This is a genomic window from Thermosipho globiformans (genome assembly GCF_003990895.1).
In the GTDB taxonomy this organism is placed as follows: domain Bacteria; phylum Thermotogota; class Thermotogae; order Thermotogales; family Fervidobacteriaceae; genus Thermosipho; species Thermosipho japonicus.
This window is the reverse complement of the sequence record NZ_BHXD01000003.1, coordinates 180,964-197,950: the sequence shown is the minus strand read 5'-3', so window position 1 is coordinate 197,950 and position 16,987 is coordinate 180,964. Positions and strand designations below refer to the sequence as shown.

The 16,987-nt window shown below is 31.5% G+C and carries 15 protein-coding genes, 1 tRNA gene and 1 CRISPR repeat array; of the genes, 10 read left to right on the top strand and 6 right to left on the bottom strand.

The annotated features are described in order from the left end of the window. The first annotated feature begins 3 nt into the window (after window positions 1-3). From EO083_RS04050 to EO083_RS04035, 4 genes are all read left to right on the top strand, one after another. Window positions 4-786, top strand: coding sequence for an electron transfer flavoprotein subunit beta/FixA family protein (locus tag EO083_RS04050; protein ID WP_126992907.1), 783 nt, complete (start codon window positions 4-6; stop codon window positions 784-786). Between the two features lie 14 nt (window positions 787-800). Beyond that, the gene (locus EO083_RS04045) at window positions 801-1,772 is read left to right on the top strand and encodes an electron transfer flavoprotein subunit alpha/FixB family protein (protein ID WP_126992906.1); all 972 of its coding nucleotides are present in this window, start codon (window positions 801-803) and stop codon (window positions 1,770-1,772) included. A 97-nt stretch (window positions 1,773-1,869) separates the two neighbouring features. Next, window positions 1,870-3,237 carry an MATE family efflux transporter gene (locus EO083_RS04040; protein ID WP_126992905.1) on the top strand — a complete coding sequence of 456 codons (1,368 nt, stop codon included), beginning with the start codon at window positions 1,870-1,872 and terminating at the stop codon, window positions 3,235-3,237. Window positions 3,238-3,248: 11 nt separating this feature from the next. Then, a complete protein-coding gene (locus EO083_RS04035) occupies window positions 3,249-4,175 on the top strand; it encodes a hypothetical protein (RefSeq protein ID WP_126992904.1) in 927 nt (308 codons plus the stop codon). Between the two features lie 214 nt (window positions 4,176-4,389). Here EO083_RS04035 and EO083_RS04030 read toward each other — a convergent pair. Then, a tRNA-Asn gene (locus tag EO083_RS04030) sits at window positions 4,390-4,465 on the bottom strand. 358 nt (window positions 4,466-4,823) lie between these two features. On the opposite strand from EO083_RS04030, the gene purF reads away from it, so the two are divergent. The 6 genes from purF (at window position 4,824) to EO083_RS04000 (ending at window position 12,627) form a co-directional block, all read left to right on the top strand. Further along, entirely contained in the window at window positions 4,824-6,119 is a 1,296-nt protein-coding gene (gene purF, locus EO083_RS04025) for an amidophosphoribosyltransferase (protein ID WP_126992903.1), read from the top strand. Then, on the top strand, window positions 6,083-6,640 hold the full coding sequence (gene purN / locus EO083_RS04020; protein WP_126992902.1) for a phosphoribosylglycinamide formyltransferase: 558 nt from the start codon (window positions 6,083-6,085) through the stop codon (window positions 6,638-6,640). Before purF ends, purN begins: the two co-directional genes overlap by 37 nt. A gap of 22 nt (window positions 6,641-6,662) precedes the next feature. Beyond that, entirely contained in the window at window positions 6,663-7,556 is an 894-nt protein-coding gene (locus EO083_RS04015; protein WP_126992901.1) for a phosphoribosylaminoimidazolecarboxamide formyltransferase, read from the top strand. Between the two features lie 9 nt (window positions 7,557-7,565). Continuing rightward, window positions 7,566-8,759, top strand: coding sequence for a phosphoribosylamine--glycine ligase (gene purD / locus EO083_RS04010; RefSeq protein WP_126992900.1), 1,194 nt, complete (start codon window positions 7,566-7,568; stop codon window positions 8,757-8,759). Then, window positions 8,756-9,661 carry a phosphoribosylformylglycinamidine cyclo-ligase gene (locus EO083_RS04005; protein WP_126992899.1) on the top strand — a complete coding sequence of 302 codons (906 nt, stop codon included), beginning with the start codon at window positions 8,756-8,758 and terminating at the stop codon, window positions 9,659-9,661. Before purD ends, EO083_RS04005 begins: the two co-directional genes overlap by 4 nt. 172 nt (window positions 9,662-9,833) lie before the next feature. Further along, window positions 9,834-11,421: a CRISPR direct-repeat array (repeat unit 30 nt; unit sequence GTTTTCATTCCTCATAGGTAGATTCTAAAC). 525 nt (window positions 11,422-11,946) lie between these two features. Continuing rightward, window positions 11,947-12,627, top strand: a complete 681-nt coding sequence (locus tag EO083_RS04000; protein ID WP_241229962.1) for a transposase — start codon at window positions 11,947-11,949, stop codon at window positions 12,625-12,627. A 124-nt stretch (window positions 12,628-12,751) separates the two neighbouring features. On the opposite strand, the gene EO083_RS03995 is transcribed toward EO083_RS04000, so the two are convergent. From EO083_RS03995 to EO083_RS03975, 5 genes are read right to left on the bottom strand one after another with little or no spacing between them, the layout of a single operon-like run. Beyond that, window positions 12,752-13,507 (bottom strand): ABC transporter permease, encoded by a 756-nt coding sequence (locus tag EO083_RS03995; protein ID WP_126992898.1) that lies wholly within the window; start codon window positions 13,505-13,507, stop codon window positions 12,752-12,754. Next, a complete protein-coding gene (locus EO083_RS03990; RefSeq protein ID WP_126992897.1) occupies window positions 13,494-14,429 on the bottom strand; it encodes an ABC transporter ATP-binding protein in 936 nt (311 codons plus the stop codon). The genes EO083_RS03995 and EO083_RS03990 overlap by 14 nt, the downstream gene beginning before the upstream one ends. Further along, window positions 14,416-15,708, bottom strand: coding sequence for an MFS transporter (locus EO083_RS03985; RefSeq protein WP_126992896.1), 1,293 nt, complete (start codon window positions 15,706-15,708; stop codon window positions 14,416-14,418). Before EO083_RS03985 ends, EO083_RS03990 begins: the two co-directional genes overlap by 14 nt. Continuing rightward, window positions 15,683-16,585 carry an SHOCT-like domain-containing protein gene (locus EO083_RS03980; protein WP_126992895.1) on the bottom strand — a complete coding sequence of 301 codons (903 nt, stop codon included), beginning with the start codon at window positions 16,583-16,585 and terminating at the stop codon, window positions 15,683-15,685. The genes EO083_RS03985 and EO083_RS03980 overlap by 26 nt, the downstream gene beginning before the upstream one ends. Next, entirely contained in the window at window positions 16,578-16,952 is a 375-nt protein-coding gene (locus EO083_RS03975) for a DUF2089 domain-containing protein (protein ID WP_012579780.1), read from the bottom strand. Before EO083_RS03975 ends, EO083_RS03980 begins: the two co-directional genes overlap by 8 nt. Between the last annotated feature and the right edge of the window lie 35 nt (window positions 16,953-16,987).

Here is a 16,987-nt window from a genome sequence, read left to right as displayed (position 1 = left end):
AATATGAATATTGTGGTTTGCATAAAGCAAGTGCCAGATACTACAGAGTTAAAGATAGATCCAATAACCGGAACACTTATTAGAAAAGGAGTACCTTCCATTATGAACTATGATGATAAAGCTGCTCTTGAAGAAGCTTTGAAATTAAAGGATCAAATTGGAGCTAAAGTTACTGTAGTTTCTATGGGACCAGAACAAGCAAAAGAAGTACTTGAAGAAGCTTTAGCCATGGGAGCAGACAATGCAATTTTGATTAGTGATAAGGTTTTTAGCGGTTCTGATACGTGGGCTACTTCTAATGTTTTAAGTAAAGCAATCAAGAAAATTGGATTCGACGTTATATTTACTGGAAGACAAGCTATAGATGGAGATACTGCTCAAGTTGGACCTCAAATTGCACAAAAACTTGGTATACCTCAGGTAATGTATGTAAGAAAGATTACATATAAAGACGGAAAATTTTTAATTGAAAGAGAAATGGATGATTATATTGAAATTGTGGAAGCAAAGCCTCCGGTTTTATTTTCCGTTGTTAAAGAAGCTAATAATCCAAGGTATCTGGATGTAAGAAGGTTAGTTGATATTTGTCAAGGAGATCCAATACAAATCTGGAATAACGATGATTTAAAAATTGATGAAAGCATAGTTGGATTGAAAGGTTCACCTACAAAAGTAAAGAAAACATTTACTCCAGTTTTTGAAAAAGAAACTAAAATAATTGAAGGAAGTATAGATGAAAAAGTTCAAATCCTCATTAAAGAACTTAAGGAAAAGCATTTAATATAAGGAGGAAAATAAAAATGAAAGAAATTTGGGTTTATATAGAAACATTTAATAAAAAGGTGAAAAAAGTTAGTCTTGAACTTTTGACAAAAGCAAATGAACTTTCACAGAAATTAAATGCAAAGGTTGTAGCAGTTTACATTGATAAACATGATTTGGAAGATACTATTTCAAAATATGGAGCAGATAAAATAGTTCATTTGTATAATAAAGATTTGCAATTTTACAATAGCCAAATATATACAGATGCATTGTATAATTTGATAAAAGATAACAGACCTCATATATTATTAATTGGTGCAACATCAATTGGTAGAGATTTAGCTCCAAGACTTGCAGCAAAGTTAAATACCGGTCTTACTGCAGATTGCACACAGCTTGATTTAGACGAAGATGGTTTATTACTTCAAACAAGACCAGCCTTTGGTGGCAATATAATGGCAACTATTATTTGTCCTGAACATATTCCTCAGATGGCAACTGTAAGACCAGGTATTTTTAAGGCAAAAAAATTAGAAAAAATTCCAGAAATAGAAAAAATTGAATTTGAACTTGAAAAAAATTGTATAACAAAAACTTTGGAAATTATGGAAAAAAACTCTCTTTTAAAAGATATTACCGAAAGTGATGTTATAGTTGCAGGAGGAAGAGGACTTTCAAAGAAGGAAGGATTTGATCTTTTAAGAGAGCTTGCAAAAGAATTAAATGGTACAATTGCAGCTTCGCGTGCAGCAGTTGAAGCAGGTTGGGCACCTCAAGAAATCCAAGTCGGTCAAACTGGAAAAACAGTAAAACCGAAAATTTATATAGCTTGCGGTATTTCAGGTGCAATACAGCATATTGCAGGAATGAAAGATTCAAAATGTATAATAGCTATTAATAAAGATAAAAATGCGCCTATATTTAAAATAGCAGATTATGCAATAGTTGGAGATGTATACGAAGTTATTCCAAAATTAATTGAAAAATTAAGGACTTTAAAACAATAAATTTTGAAGTAGTTAGAAAAGTGTGTATAATATAAATGGAGTTGTTTGCCTCTTCAACGTGAAGAGGCTCTTTTTTTATCTTTGGGGGTGGATTTTTGTGGAAACAAAAGGTGTTAAATTACTTCAAGGTGATCCAAAAAAAGCAATAGTAAAACTTTCTATTCCTATGATATTTGCAATGTTAGTTCAAACTATGTATAACTTGGTTGATGGTATATGGGTTGCTGGACTTGGGCCTGCGGCACTTGCAGCTATAGGTGCATTTTTTCCAATATTTATGATAATAATTTCTCTTGCATCTGGACTTGGCGTTGGTGCAAGTTCAGTTATAGCAAGAAAAATTGGAGAAAAAAATAAGCATGAAGCTGATAAAGCTGCTGTAAATTCACTAGCAATAGCTGTTATCTTTGGAGCTAGCTTTATGATTATATCTTTAGCTCTTATTAGACCTGTTTTAGAAGTATTGGGGACAAGCAAAGAAGTCTTAGATGAAACTCTAAAATATGCTTATATAATTATATTTTCCATTCCGCTTTTAATGTTTAATAACGTTTCAAATGGAATTTTGCGTGGAGAAGGTGACGCAAAAAAAGCAATGTATGCAATTTCGATTGGATCGATACTTAATATCTTTTTGGACCCACTTTTTATTTATACATTTAAACTTGGAATAAAAGGTGCAGCTTATGCAACTGTCTTTTCGATACTTGTTTCAGCTATCTTAATTGTTTTTTGGTTGTTTATAAAAAAAGATACATATGTTTCTATACATATCAAAGGAATGAAACTTGAAGCAAAGATAATAAATGATATATTAAGGGTTGGAATTCCTTCTTCGATAGCCCAAATTGCAATGTCTGTTGCAATGTTTGTGTTAAACATTTTTGCGGTTAAAGCGGGAAAAGATTTAGGAATAGCCGTCTTTACTAGCGCCTGGAGGATTATAAACTTTGGGACAGTACCGTTGATTGGGATAGCAACTGCAGTTACTTCAGTAACTGGTGCAGCATATGGTCAAAGAGATGCTGAAAAATTAAAGACGGCTTATTTGTATGCTATTAGATTTGGGGAAATAATCTCGCTGGTTGTTATGAGTTCTATTCTAATTTTTGCAAATTACATTGCAAAGGCTTTTACTTATTCGGAAAATGGCGCACGGATTTACAGTGAACTTGTAAATGCGCTTAGAATTTTATCATTATTTTTGCCGGGAGTGCCATTTGGAATGTTTACTTCCTCCATGTTTCAAGGAACAGGTTATGGAATAAGGAGTATGATTGTTTCTATAAATAGGACGATAATCATGCAAGTTTTATTTTCCTATTTGTATGTTTTTGTATTTAATATTGGTTTAAATGGAGTTTGGTGGGGGATTGTAACAGGAAATGCAATTTCCGCAGCTATTACATTTACATGGGGTATTTTTACAGTTAGAAATATAAAAAAAAGTTTTGACAAAAGATAGGAGGAAGAATAATGGAAATTACAATAAGAATTGATGAATTGAATAACAAGTTAAAATCTAAGTTTTTTATTGTTATACTGTCTAATGAAGAAAATTTAAAAAAATGCATTGAAAATAACATTGCAGGTTTTCCTGAGACCGATAATGGCATATGGGCTTATTTGGATATAAATGAAGGCGATTATGTTTCTTTTTATTATAACGGAAGAATTTTCAATTTGTACAAAGTAGAAAAAAAGCTTATTCCTGAGTATTATAGAAAATCAAATAATTCTATAGGAAATGAAAAATATGATCCAGTACCACTGAATAACGGTGACAAATGGAGAGCAATAATCACTAGAAAAGGAAATATTTATTTTCCATATAGGTTAACTTTGAAACTATTGGAGAAGACAGATTTTTTAACATCACTTGTTTTTAAATCTGGTTTTGAAAGATTTGGTATAAATTTGATACCAAGAGTTAGTTTAAAAAAATCTCATTTTCAGCTATCTTTAAATGATATTAATAAAATTTTTGGAATAGAAAGTTTAAGTGTGAGTTTAAGAAGTTTTACATTGAAAGATTTTGTTGAAGTATTTTCAAAGAATAAGGATATTAATAAGGAAAAATTTTCAGTTGAAAATATTGTTGACAAAGAAATATTTCTTCAAACATTAATAAAGCGTATTCTTGAAGCATCGATTTATAAATATAAAGAAGCCATATTTGACAAAATTAGCTTTGACAACGATAGTTTTGAATTTTTTTCGGAGCAAACTGTTTATGGTGGAGAAGCAGATATAGTAATAGCAAATAATTCAGAAAATATTGCCTTTATAGAAGTAAAAAATGGCATAATTTTAAAGAAGAATGGAGAATTTACTAGGATTGGTAGCGAAGCTTACAATCAAGTAAAATCGTACCAAGATATTATAGATCCAAACAAAAAATAAGAAAAATTATTGCAGGAAAGAAAGATTTTGGATCAAGAGATGTTTTGTTAAAAATATTCGAAAAAAAGCCTGAAAAAATTTTGGTTATTGAAGTTGATTCAAGATTTGAAATTTTATGAATGTTATATAATCATTTAATTATATAATCATTTAAAAAGAAAGGGTAAGTAATAAAAACAAATCGGGACTTGAAAGCCCCGATTTACACAATAACTGGCTCCGGCGGAGGGACTCGAACCCCCAACCTAGTGGTTAACAGCCACCCGCTCTGCCTATTGAGCTACGCCGGAATCCTTCGTTATCACTATATATTATACCATATTTCCTGTTTTTTGTCAATAATCACTTTTTATGGGATATATTACTTATAACACTAATAAAAATATATCACAAGTTGTAAAAATGTCAACTTTCAATTTCCTTTTTTAATATTTTTAAGCAACACAAATTTAAAGTTTTTACTCTTTACAAAATTTTATTTTAGATTTAAAATCAAGATGTAGGAGGGGGATACATGAAAGACAAAAAACTTTTAAGAATAAAATCATTATCATTTCTTTATTATATATTCCCGGTAAGGGAGCTTTGATTGTGCAAAAATGAGGAGCATTCTGCTCCTCATTTTCATTTTAAATGTGGAGGGGTGTTATGTGCGGAATAGCTGGTGTTTGGAACGTTGAAAAATCTTATAACGTTTTACATGATTTGTTGCTTGGATTACAACACAGAGGACAAGAAAGTGTTGGAATAGTTCTTGAAGATTTTAAAATGATAAAAAGCAAGGGACTAGTTTCTCAAATTTTGAGTGAGTCAAACTTTTTGATAGGAAATAGTGGTATAGGTCATGTTAGGTATTCTACATACGGTTCCAACACAGAGATTCAACCACTTATAGGTATTACATCAAAAGGAAAATTTGCAATAGCACACAATGGAAACATTCCAGATGCAGAATCTAGAATTAACTCACTTGTGGAGAAAGGTTCTGTCTTTAGTTCAACTCTTGATACTGAAATTTTCCTCCATTATATTTCTCTTGCCCCTTATTCTGATCCGATACTTTCAATTCAATGGGCATTTTCAAGAATTCCTTCGGCTTACTCTGTTGTTATACTTGGGAAAGACAAGTTAATAGCAGCAAGAGATAGGTTTGGATTTAGACCTCTTTTTTATGGAAAGTACAAAAACGGTTATGTTATAGCATCAGAAGACTCAGTTCTTTATTCAATAGGTGCAAGTAAAATTGTTGAGGTATTGCCTGGAGAAATAGTAATTTTTTCTGATAGTGGAATTGAAAAGGTAAAGTATGCAAATACTAACGTTAAATTTTGCTCTTTTGAATATATCTATTTTTCAAGGCCAGATAGTAACTTTTTGTATGGAAATGTACACAGGGCAAGATATAGAATGGGAGAAATTTTGTTTGAAGAAAGTAATATGAGGGGAGATATAGTTATTCCAATTTTAGATTCAGGATTTTCGGGAGCACTGGGTTTTTCGGCAGCATCAAAAATACCGATAGAGCTTGGTCTTATGAGAAATAGGTATCTTGGAAGAAGCTTTATTATGCCTGAAAATCGTGAGGAAATAATAAAAAGAAAGCTTGTTCCAATACCAGAAGTCATAAAGGATAAAGAAGTAGTAATAATTGATGATTCTATTGTTCGTGGAACAACGATGAAGCAGATAGTTAAGATGTTAAAAGAAAATGGTGCAAGAAAAGTGAAAGTTGGTATACATTCACCACCTGTTGTTGGACCATGTCCTTATGGTATTGATACTTCAAGAAAAAATGAACTTATAGCAAATCAAAAGAGTATAGATGAAATTTTAAGTGAAATTAATGCTGACGAACTTCATTATTTATCTGTTGAAGGGTTGAAAAAAGCAATTGGGGGAGATAATTTATGCCTGGGATGTCTCAATCTAAATTACCCCGTATAGTTGTGCTTGCATCAGGAAATGGTTCAAATTTTGAAACAATTGTAAAGGCACAAAGAGAGGGAAAATTAAGAGCAGAGATTTTGATGTTAATAGTAAACAAAGAATGTTTTGCAATTGAGAGAGCAAAAAAATTGGGGGTTCCCTATAAAAAACTTTCAAAGGATTGGAAGGGAGAATTATTTGCGCTTTTAGAAGAATTAAGTCCGGATTTGGTTGTTCTTGCAGGATTTATGAAAATTTTGCCTCCAGATATAGTAAATAAATGGAAGATAGTTAACATACATCCATCACTTTTGCCTGCTTTTAAGGGAAAAGAAGCAATAAAGCAGGCATATGAATATGGAGTTAAAGTTACTGGAATTACAATACATTATGTAGATGAAGGAGTTGATACAGGTCCAATAATTTTTCAGCATGCAATTAATATAGATGGAATGCCTTTGGAAAAGGTTGAAGAAGAAATACATAAAATAGAGCATAAATATTATCCTATCATTATTGATAAAATTTTGAATGATTAATTCTTGAAAGGAGTGAGTGGGGGTGTATCTGGAAAAATTTGATTTGGATTTAAGATATGGGGAAAACTCACATGAAAAAGCAGAAATTTTTGGAAAACCTGAGTTTGAGATTTTACATGAGGGTAAACAACTTTCGTACAACAACATATTAGATGCCGAAGCAGCCTATGTAATTGCAAATAATCTAAAAAAACTAAAAGGTTACGCGAGTGTAGTAGTAAAACACCAAACTCCATGCGGAGCATCTATAAAGAATGATAAGGTTGAATCGATTCTTTCTGCAATAGCAGCAGATGAAGAATCAAGTTTTGGAGGAATATTAGCCGTTAACTTTGAATTTGATGAAGAATGCGCAATGGCAATTAAGAAAAAATATCTTGAAGTTGTAGTTGCAGAAAGTTTTACTCAAAAAGCAATTGAAGCTCTTTCAAAGAAAAAGGTTAGAATTTTAAAGATAAATAATTATGAACCTAAGGTAGGAAAACCTGCATTTGGAGCATTTTTAGTTGGTGAGAGAAAACTTCCAGATTTAAAATTCACCCACGTTGCAGGTCCACAATTGGATGTTGAAGAATTAAACGAATTATTATTTGCTTTTATTGTAGTTGAAGGTGTAAAATCAAATGCGATTTTAATTTCAAAAGATATGACTACCGTAGGTATAGGAACCGGTCAACCTTCCAGAAAAAGAGCTGCATGGATAGCAACAGAGCTAGCGGGTGAAAAAGCAAAAAATGCATATGCTGCCTCTGATGCTTTCTTTCCTTTTCCAGATGGGCTTGAAATTCTTGCAAAGGCTGGAGTAAAAGCTGTTGTTTCACCAATGGGTTCAATTAGAGATGAGGAAGTAATTAATGCAGCTGAAAAAATGGGATTGTCATTTTACAAGGCAGAAGGAAGAGTGTTTAGACATTGAGGTGATAATATGAAGGTTTGTATAGTAGGCTCAGGTGGAAGAGAACATGCTATGGGATATGCTTTTGAAAAAGCTGGCTTTGAAGTTTTTTATACGCCAGGTAATGGATTAACTGGAAATAATATAGATTTTGAAAGTCTTAAAGATTTTGATGGATTAATAATTCCTGGATCAGAAGAATACCTTGCAAATGGAATTGCTGAAAAGTATGCTAATGTTTTTGGACCTGACAGAAAAGCTTCAAAGCTTGAAAGCTCAAAAATCTATGCAAAACAATTTATGAGCATTTACAATTTGACTACTCCAAGGTTTGAAATAGCATCTAATAGGGAGGAACTTTTAGAAAAAATAGAAAAGTTTTATCCACCATATGTTTTAAAAGCAGATGGTCTTGCAAAAGGAAAAGGTGTATTAATTGTTGAAAATAAAGATGAAGCACTTGAGCTTGGAAGTAAGCTAATCAGCGGAGAGCTGATTGATGGAGTTTCTGGTCCAATAGTTATTGATGAATTTTTACCAGGGAGAGAGCTTTCAGCTATGGCTGTTGTTAATGGTGATGATTTTTCACTGTTTCCGTTTATACAAGATTATAAGAAAATTAATACTGGAAACACTGGTCCTAACACTGGTGGAATGGGAAGTTTTGGACCCATTAAAATTGATGACGAATTAAAAAGAAAGATAGAGGAATTGTTTGCAAAAACACTTTATGGGTTAAAAAAAGAAGGTATTTTTTATAGAGGATTTTTATACCTTGGATTAATGATATACGAAAAAACTCCATATATCCTGGAATATAACGTAAGGTTGGGTGATCCTGAAACTGAAGTTATTGTAGCGACCAACCCAGAAAATTTTGTTGAATGTGTTCTAAAGGCTTATAACAAAGAAAATATTCCTGAATTTAACCCCAAATACTTTGCTCTTGATGTTGTACTTGCAAGCAAAGGTTATCCGGGAAAATATGAAAAGGAAAAAGAGATAAAAAATCTCTTCCCACTTCAAGGTGAAGATTTTGTAATATTTGGCGCGGGAGTAAAAAAGGAAAACGATAAATATTATACAAATGGTGGAAGAGTTTTGCATTGCGTAGCCTTTTCTGAAAATAAGGAAGAAGCAAAAAAGAGAGCATATGAAGTTGCAGAAAGGATAGATTTTGAGGGGAAAATATTTAGAAAAGATATTGGGGTGATTTATGCATGAAGTATACATATAAACAGGCGGGGGTAGATGTAAAAAAAGGAGATGAATTTGCAAAAGTTATAAAAGAAAATGTAGATATTCCAGAGTGGATTTTAAAAGAACCTACTGGATACGCAACTGTTTTGCTTTTTACTACACCACCAATTGCAGTTACTGCTGATGGTATAGGAACTAAGATTTTACTTCACATTGAGAATGGAACATTTGAAGAGGCAGCAAAAGATTTAATAGCTATGAATTATAATGATTTGATATGTGTTGGGGCAAAACCAATAGCATTCCTAGATTATATAGGTACACACAAGATTGGTGAAATTGAAAAGAAATTTATTGATGCACTTATTAAAGAGCTAAAAAATTGTGATATGTATTTGGTTGCAGGCGAAACAGCTGAGATGCCAGATATGTATCAAGAAAATCATTTTGATGTTGCGGGATTTGCAATTGGCACGCTTATAAAGAAATTTGAGCATTCTCATGTAAAGCCTGGTGATTACATTATGGCTTTAGATTCATCTGGTTTTCATTCAAATGGTTGGAGTCTTATTAGAAAGATAATTAGTGAAGAAAAGATAAATATAAGAGATTTGCCTTTTGATATACTAAAAGGAACAAGAATTTATAAGGAAATTATACCTTATTTTGATAAAATAAAAGCAATGGCTCATGTTACAGGTGGAGGAATTACTAGGGCATTGAGAAGATTGCTTGGAGGTTTAGGCTATGAAATAAACATTGAAAAAAAGGATTTTATTGATTGGATTTTAAAATATGTAGAATTTGACGAGGCTATTAATACGTTTAACATGGGATATGGTTTATTATATGTCTCAGAAACTGATGATCTTCCTGGAAAAGTAGTTGGGCGGGTAAAGGAAGGCGAGAGAATAATAAAGTTTTAAATAATTACATTCAAAAAAACATGGCTCAAAACGGGCCATGTTTTTTTATGTTGAATTATAAGAACATGGTTTTATGTTTTAACTTTTGAGAGTTGTTTCTTCCTTTTTTTGATCTATCCAAAATCTTTTCCATATTAAATTCCAATGAAATTATAAGAATTATCAAAAGAATTTTTAAATTCCCCATAGGTAGATTCTAAACATTTAAAAATGTTGCTTAATTTTTTGAGGTTATATCGTTTTCATTCCTCATAGGTAGATTCTAAACGAACTTGAGGAGTTTTTAAGAAATTTAGTGGAGACCGATGTTTTCATTCCTCATAGGTAGATTCTAAACGAAATTTTAGGCCGTTTTGGCCTTAAACAACGGTCATACAGTGTTTTCATTCCTCATAGGTAGATTCTAAACGCTATTTTGTTAACAGATGCAAAAATAAACGAAAATATTGAGTTTTCATTCCTCATAGGTAGATTCTAAACGGAGACAATTTCGCACAGTAGTGAACACAGACAAAGAAGTATACGTTTTCATTCCTCATAGGTAGATTCTAAACTTTAGTTTGTGTCGAATTTTCATATCTTCGAGCGCAATTTGTTTTCATTCCTCATAGGTAGATTCTAAACAATTTGTTATGATTGCCCATTTACAAAAAATTGCCCTGCAATGTTTTCATTCCTCATAGGTAGATTCTAAACACCAATTTCATCCAGCAACATTTATTGCAACATTTGATCCAAGGTTTTCATTCCTCATAGGTAGATTCTAAACATATTTATATCTTTAATACGCCTATGAGCAACTTCTGCATTTAAGTTTTCATTCCTCATAGGTAGATTCTAAACTAATAATAAGGAGGTGAAAATAAAGGTTCAAAAAATTAGTTTTCATTCCTCATAGGTAGATTCTAAACTTTTATTTTTTTGTCTGTACGCAAAGTAGGCCTACAGACAAGACGTTTTCATTCCTCATAGGTAGATTCTAAACCTACTCCTAGATTTATTTGTTGAAACACTTGTCTTCTTGTTTTCATTCCTCATAGGTAGATTCTAAACGGGATATGATGGTGAGACTGAGCAAAATTGATTTTCTGGAGGTTTTCATTCCTCATAGGTAGATTCTAAACTGGGCCCCTTGCCTTTAAATGACGTTTTATTTTCTACTGTTTTCATTCCTCATAGGTAGATTCTAAACTGGAAAAAGTGGAAGAATTACGCACAGATACTATTTGGGGTTTTCATTCCTCATAGGTAGATTCTAAACGAAAACATATGAAATCCTTGAAAAAATTTTAAACACAAAAACAGGTTTTCATTCCTCATAGGTAGATTCTAAACGTAGCTACTATTATTGGTACCTACCTATTCAGCAAAAAAGTTTTCATTCCTCATAGGTAGATTCTAAACAAAAATTTCTTAGTTGTGTTGAAGTAGAAATTGATGAGGATGAAGTTTTCATTCCTCATAGGTAGATTCTAAACAAATGTAAGAATCTATTTAGGAACAAACAATCTGTTAAGGTTTTCATTCCTCATAGGTAGATTCTAAACATGATACAAAACCATTTAAAAAAACAGAAATATGTTTATAGTGTTTTCATTCCTCATAGGTAGATTCTAAACAAAAAGAAGACGAAGTTGAAGATATTGGAGGAACAAAAGTTTTCATTCCTCATAGGTAGATTCTAAACCCACACAATCGATCTAATAGCAGATGCACTAAAAAGTGGGAAAGTTTTCATTCCTCATAGGTAGATTCTAAACCTATTAATATTCTCATAAATAAATATAACAAAGCAAAGTAACAAAACCTTTGAGCGGAAGTAAACTGTAAGTTAAATGTAGAATTTATACGCCTTTGCGATTATTCCTACTTAAAAACATCTCCTAAAAAATTACCTAATTTCGATTTGTTAACATAAACGTTACAAATATCGGAATAAGAAATTAGTAAAAAAGGAGCTTTTTGACATTGGTTACAATAATGTTAAGATACTTTTCTGTTTTAGAAACAGCAACTATAATTTTATTAGTTAACATTAAGTTGCTGTTTAGTTAATAAATTATTTCCAAAGACATTTCGGTATCTCGAGCTAAGCCCCTGGCCAAAGTAAAAAATAGGTTAAATTAGAATATAAAAAAAGGGCTACACCTGCTAAAATTGTTTTTGTACCAAAAATAATCTTTATCAAGGAGGTGTAGCCCCTGAAAAATATTCACTTCAATATTATTTTACCACAAAAATTACTCAATAAAATATCTAATCTTGTCTTTGACAAATCTAAAAGAATGTATCTAAGAAAGTATCCTGATCATATTTTTGTTTTGATTTTATCTCTTATGTATTTAACTAATATTCAATCTATGAGAAGACTATATGCTTATCTTTTGAATGGGAGAATAAAAATAAATAATCTACCTTCTAGACAAACAATACACTATAGATTGAAAAGATTATCAAAAAAGAAAGTAAGTAAGAAACTAAAAAGACTTTTTAGTACACTGCTAGTTATTGACAGTAGTGAAATTAGAGGAAAGAAAAAGAGACTTCATCTATTATATGAAGCAAAGAAAAAAGTGTTATTAGATTTTGAGATAGGAAATAATAGAGAAGTAGAACATGCAGAAATTATGTTAGAAGAAATAGAAGGTTCGATATTGTTAGCAGATAGAGGGTACTGGCAATGGGAGTTTATTGAAAAAATGAAAGAAAAGATGAAGTTATATGTAAGACCTAGGGGAAGAAAAGGGAAAGAATTTATGGAAAGAGAAATAAATAGGTTGATATATAGCAAAAGATGGGAAATAGAATGGTATATAGAAAGGCTGAAGCAGAGGATAAAGATGAGAGGAATGAATGAAAGGACGCTAAAGGCACAGATTACATATATGTTACTGGGGCAGCAGTTAACAATGTTAATAGACACACTCTCTGCTCATCCTAAGCTGATTAGATTGATTGAAAAATAATTTTTACATTGGCCAGGGTGACTATATATTAACATATTAGTTATTTTGTCTCCTGCGTAATAAAAAAGCTTGGCTTTTTGCCAAGCTTTAAATCAAAAACTTTATTGTATTTAACAATTAACTATTAATATTGTGAAATTTCTCCTCTTTTTCTAACTACGTTTGCAAAGTAATTAAATAAGATAATACCTATGAAAATATAGAGTAAAGAAGATGATATCATATAAATCCAATCACTAAATCTAAGTGAAGATCCTTCTATCAAATTTCTTAGTATTTTCATATAACCATTTGCTGGAACAATATATTTTACTATTCCTTTATAATCACCAAGCAAAAGACCTATAATAGCAAATTGTGCGATATTCAGTAATGCTTGAGTCCTTTTGAATCTGAGAGTTATACCTGCTAAAATAAGACCTATACCATAACCTTGGAGCATCATCAAAATTAAAGCGATTATAAAACTCATTGGTATAACTAAAGGTATACCTGCTATCTTAAAAACAACTATAAGTATTAAAAACTCAAAAGGGATCATAATTAAAAAATTAGAAAACTGGTAAAAAAGGTAGATTGTTGAAGGGCCGACTGGTGAAATAAATGCCTGCTCAATTAATCCTATACTCATTTCATTTATAATCGTCCACGACAAATCTGTAATGGTCCCTAAAAAAGTGAACCATACAATATAACCTATTGCAAGTGACTGAATACTTTCTCCTAGATTTGCAGGATTTCCAAACTTTGTTACTCCTAAGACCATAAAGTAAAACAGCATTGTCATAATTGTGAAGAAAGATATAGTATTTAAATAATATCTTTTAAGTTCTGAAATTACTCTCAAAACAGTTCCTTTAAACACATTAAGATAAACCATCTTCATCACCTCTTACTATATTTACAAAAACCTCTTCAAAGTTAACCATTACACTTTCAAGTCTCTTTATCTCAATGTTTTTGCTCTTAAAATGCTCAAGAACTTCATATAATTGTTCCATGTTATCAATTTGAATGTTTAAAATCTTTTCTCCGTTTTCTTCTACAACTGTTCCAAATTTTTCAAGCTCTTTGTGGCCATTATTGCTTAAAAAACTTATTTTAAATCTTTTTTTCTTGAATGCATCCAAAAGTTTTTCTTTTTTATCACTAACAACTACCCTACCTTTATTTATAATCAACACATGATTTGCCACTTTTTCAACAAGTTGCATATCATGAGTAGATAAGAGTATGGTCTTTCCATCTTTTGCAAGTTTTTCAAGCATTTGTCTTACTTTTAATGAAGACTCAACGTCCAAACCGAGTGTTGGTTCGTCTAAAAGTATTAGCGGAGTATCGGGCAATAAAGCTATTCCAATGGCTAACCTTTGCTGCATACCTCTTGAAAGTTTTCCGGCAAGTTCGTTCTTTTTTTCAGTTAACTCTACAAATTCTAAAATTTCAGAAATCCTACTTTTTAGGTATTTTCCTCCTAAACCTCTTATATGACCAAAGTACTTGAGGTTTTCATAAACTGTCATCTTCCAATGAATATTTCTATTTCCTTCTAAAACTGCAGAAACATATTTTAGTGCATGTGAAGGATGTTTGTGAACATCTATACCGTTTATATAGATTTCACCTTCGTCTGGGATTATAAGCCTTAATATAGATTTTATAGTTGTAGTCTTTCCAGCGCCGTTTGGTCCTAAGATTGCAAAAATTTCTCCTTTTTCAGTCTCGAAAGTTATTCCTTTAACTGCTTCTACTTTTTTCCCTTTTGAAACATATGTCTTTTTTAAATTTTTAACTTGCAGCATCAAAATCCCCCCCAGCTTTTGGTTCATATACCTGTTGTGGTGCAATAATAAAGAAAATAATAGATATAGCTAAGGCTAAAAAGTTAACTATTAAAAAAAGAACATGTGCGGCCACAACATCAATTAGAAATCCATATATGACCGCACCAAGTGGTACCATAATCTGAGAAAAAATTTCAAGCGTTGAAAAAACTCTTGACCTTATTTCAGAGGGGGTCATGAGTTGCAAATTTGTTGAAATTGGAATATTTACAAGAGTATTAAATGCACCAACTATAAAGTAAATAATAGATGTGAGCCAGAAAAATTTCCATATGGAAAATTTAACAAGAACGTTTGGGAAAATCAATATTGTAAATGCAAAAATTGATAAACTTTGAATAGATATTCCAGATATCATTAATGTTTTATTTTTTGCATTTTTTAAAAGAGACATTAGAAAGACGTTTCCTGCGAGCATCCCAATTGTAAAAAATGTTTGCACAAAACCATATTGTTGAGCACTCATTTTTACTATCTGTCTTAAAACATATGGCTCAACTACCTGGAATAATGGAGACATTAAAAAGTTAATTATCATTGCAAATGTAAATAGATATTTTAACCCTTCATTTTTAAAAATAAAAGTTAAGCCTTCTTTGAATTCACTGAAAAATGAAGAAACACTTAATTTTGACTTTTTAGAAAACTTTACTTTATATACAATAAACATTTCACTAATCGCTGATAGTACAAATGAAGTACCGTTGATTAAAAATACAGCAAATATTCCAAAAAGTCCATATATAATCCCACCTAAAATTGGTCCGATTATCATAGAAAAAGAATTAACACTACCAAGTACGGAATTTGCTGACCTTAGTTTATCCTCAGAAACTATATCAGGGATCATGGCTGTAGTTGCGGCTCCAAAAAAGCCATCAAACATTGCCACAAATGCCTGGATTATAAATAAAATTAATATACTAAGGCTATTAGTATATGAAAGTAGTGCAAGAAATAGTATTAAAAATCCGCGGATAAAGTCTGTGAAAACCATTATGTTTTTTCTATTAAACCTATCTCCCAAGACCCCGGCAAAAGGGGCAACCGAGAGTCTTGGAAGAATGCTAAGTAAAGTAAATATTCCCATTGCAGCTCCTGAACCTGTAACGTCTAAAATATACAAAGGAATTGCTATCATCTGTATTCCTGAACCTATTAAAGATACTAATCTTCCAACAATATAAAGCAAAAAATTTTTTGTAAAAAGTTTATTTGTTGAGTCTGTTCTCCTCACAGCTAAGCCACCCCGTATTCAATTTTCCGGTCCCCCAGATAACTTCGCACGTAACATTTCCTGATGATATAACTCCATTTAGTTCTATATTTTCGGCGCGTACATTTCCTGAACTAATTGATCCATCCTGATAAACTGTTATATTTTCAGCTTTTATGTTCCCCGTTTTTACAGTCCCCTCAACTATTAATTCTTCCGTTTCAATATTTCCACAAGAAATTGTGCCAATAGCTCTTATTTCATCTGCTTTTAAATTCCCACAGACTAATTTTCCTTTGACGATTACTTCTTCGGCTATAATATCATCGTCGGTTTTAAATTCTTTACCTTCTTCTACAATTAATGTTTCAAATTTTTGAGTCTTTTTAGACTTTTTAAAATTTCCATTTTTAATTTCAAGCCCTGACAAAAATGGTTTTAAAAATACTTTAAACAATCCCTTTAACAATAAATTGTTTACTCTTGTAAGTCCTCCCTTAACTTTTGGAGGAGTGCCTTCTTCTTTACTTGCTACAATATTTAAACTTCCGTTTATAATTCCCCCGTTCCATCTTACCCTTGAGCCGACAATATTCATGTCTCCTTTTACTTCACCAGAAAATGTTAGTTTTCCCATAACAATCGAACAATCACCATTTACAATTCCTTTTATAACAGCTTCTCCATTTACGATACTTATATCACCTTCAAATACCTCTCCCTCTTCTATTACTGTTATTTCTCCAACTTTTGTTTCACCATTTTCATCTGAACTTTCAAAATTTTCTTCTTTATAATCTTCTCTTTGTTTTATTGCCTCAATAAGTGCTTCTGCCTCTTCAGTTGTAATTTCTCCGTTTTTAAGAGCCTCTAAAACTTTTCTAATTTCTTCATTCATTTTTCTCTCCCCCTTTTCTCTTAATAATATTTAAAGCATCTTCCACTGAAATCAATTTTTTCTTTAATTTTTCAAAAACATCATCTTGATCATCAACTTCGGAATCTCCGATTGGTTTAAGTCCCATTTTATCGAGTAGCTTTTCAAGTCTTCCACGAAGGGTAAAATATCCAATTCCTGTTACACGTTCCATTTCTTTTAAATTCCCCCTACTTCTTAAAAACAAAATTATAAAATTCATGTCCTCTTCTTCTAAAAATGCAAGTGGTGAAACTGTGAACATTCCAGAAACTGTAACATTATCATGCACACATTTTAGTTGAGTTACTTTCATTGGTTTTCCGCAAACCGGACATTTTGGTAGCATTACTCTCACCTCCAAAAATTTTGAACAACGATTCA

Excerpts from the sequence above, each read along its gene's own strand:
- EO083_RS04050 (WP_126992907.1), top strand. The coding sequence starts at position 4 with ATGAATATTGTGGTTTGCATAAAGCAAGTGCCAGATACTACAGAGTTA.
- EO083_RS04045 (WP_126992906.1), top strand. The coding sequence starts at position 801 with ATGAAAGAAATTTGGGTTTATATAGAAACATTTAATAAAAAGGTGAAA.
- EO083_RS04035 (WP_126992904.1), top strand. The coding sequence starts at position 3,249 with ATGGAAATTACAATAAGAATTGATGAATTGAATAACAAGTTAAAATCT.
- purF (WP_126992903.1), top strand. The coding sequence starts at position 4,824 with ATGTGCGGAATAGCTGGTGTTTGGAACGTTGAAAAATCTTATAACGTT.
- purN (WP_126992902.1), top strand. The coding sequence starts at position 6,083 with ATGCCTGGGATGTCTCAATCTAAATTACCCCGTATAGTTGTGCTTGCA.
- purD (WP_126992900.1), top strand. The coding sequence starts at position 7,566 with ATGAAGGTTTGTATAGTAGGCTCAGGTGGAAGAGAACATGCTATGGGA.
- EO083_RS04005 (WP_126992899.1), top strand. The coding sequence starts at position 8,756 with ATGAAGTATACATATAAACAGGCGGGGGTAGATGTAAAAAAAGGAGAT.
- EO083_RS04000 (WP_241229962.1), top strand. The coding sequence starts at position 11,947 with ATGTATCTAAGAAAGTATCCTGATCATATTTTTGTTTTGATTTTATCT.
- EO083_RS03995 (WP_126992898.1), bottom strand. The coding sequence starts at position 13,507 with ATGGTTTATCTTAATGTGTTTAAAGGAACTGTTTTGAGAGTAATTTCA.
- EO083_RS03990 (WP_126992897.1), bottom strand. The coding sequence starts at position 14,429 with ATGCTGCAAGTTAAAAATTTAAAAAAGACATATGTTTCAAAAGGGAAA.
- EO083_RS03980 (WP_126992895.1), bottom strand. The coding sequence starts at position 16,585 with ATGAATGAAGAAATTAGAAAAGTTTTAGAGGCTCTTAAAAACGGAGAA.
- EO083_RS03975 (WP_012579780.1), bottom strand. The coding sequence starts at position 16,952 with ATGCTACCAAAATGTCCGGTTTGCGGAAAACCAATGAAAGTAACTCAA.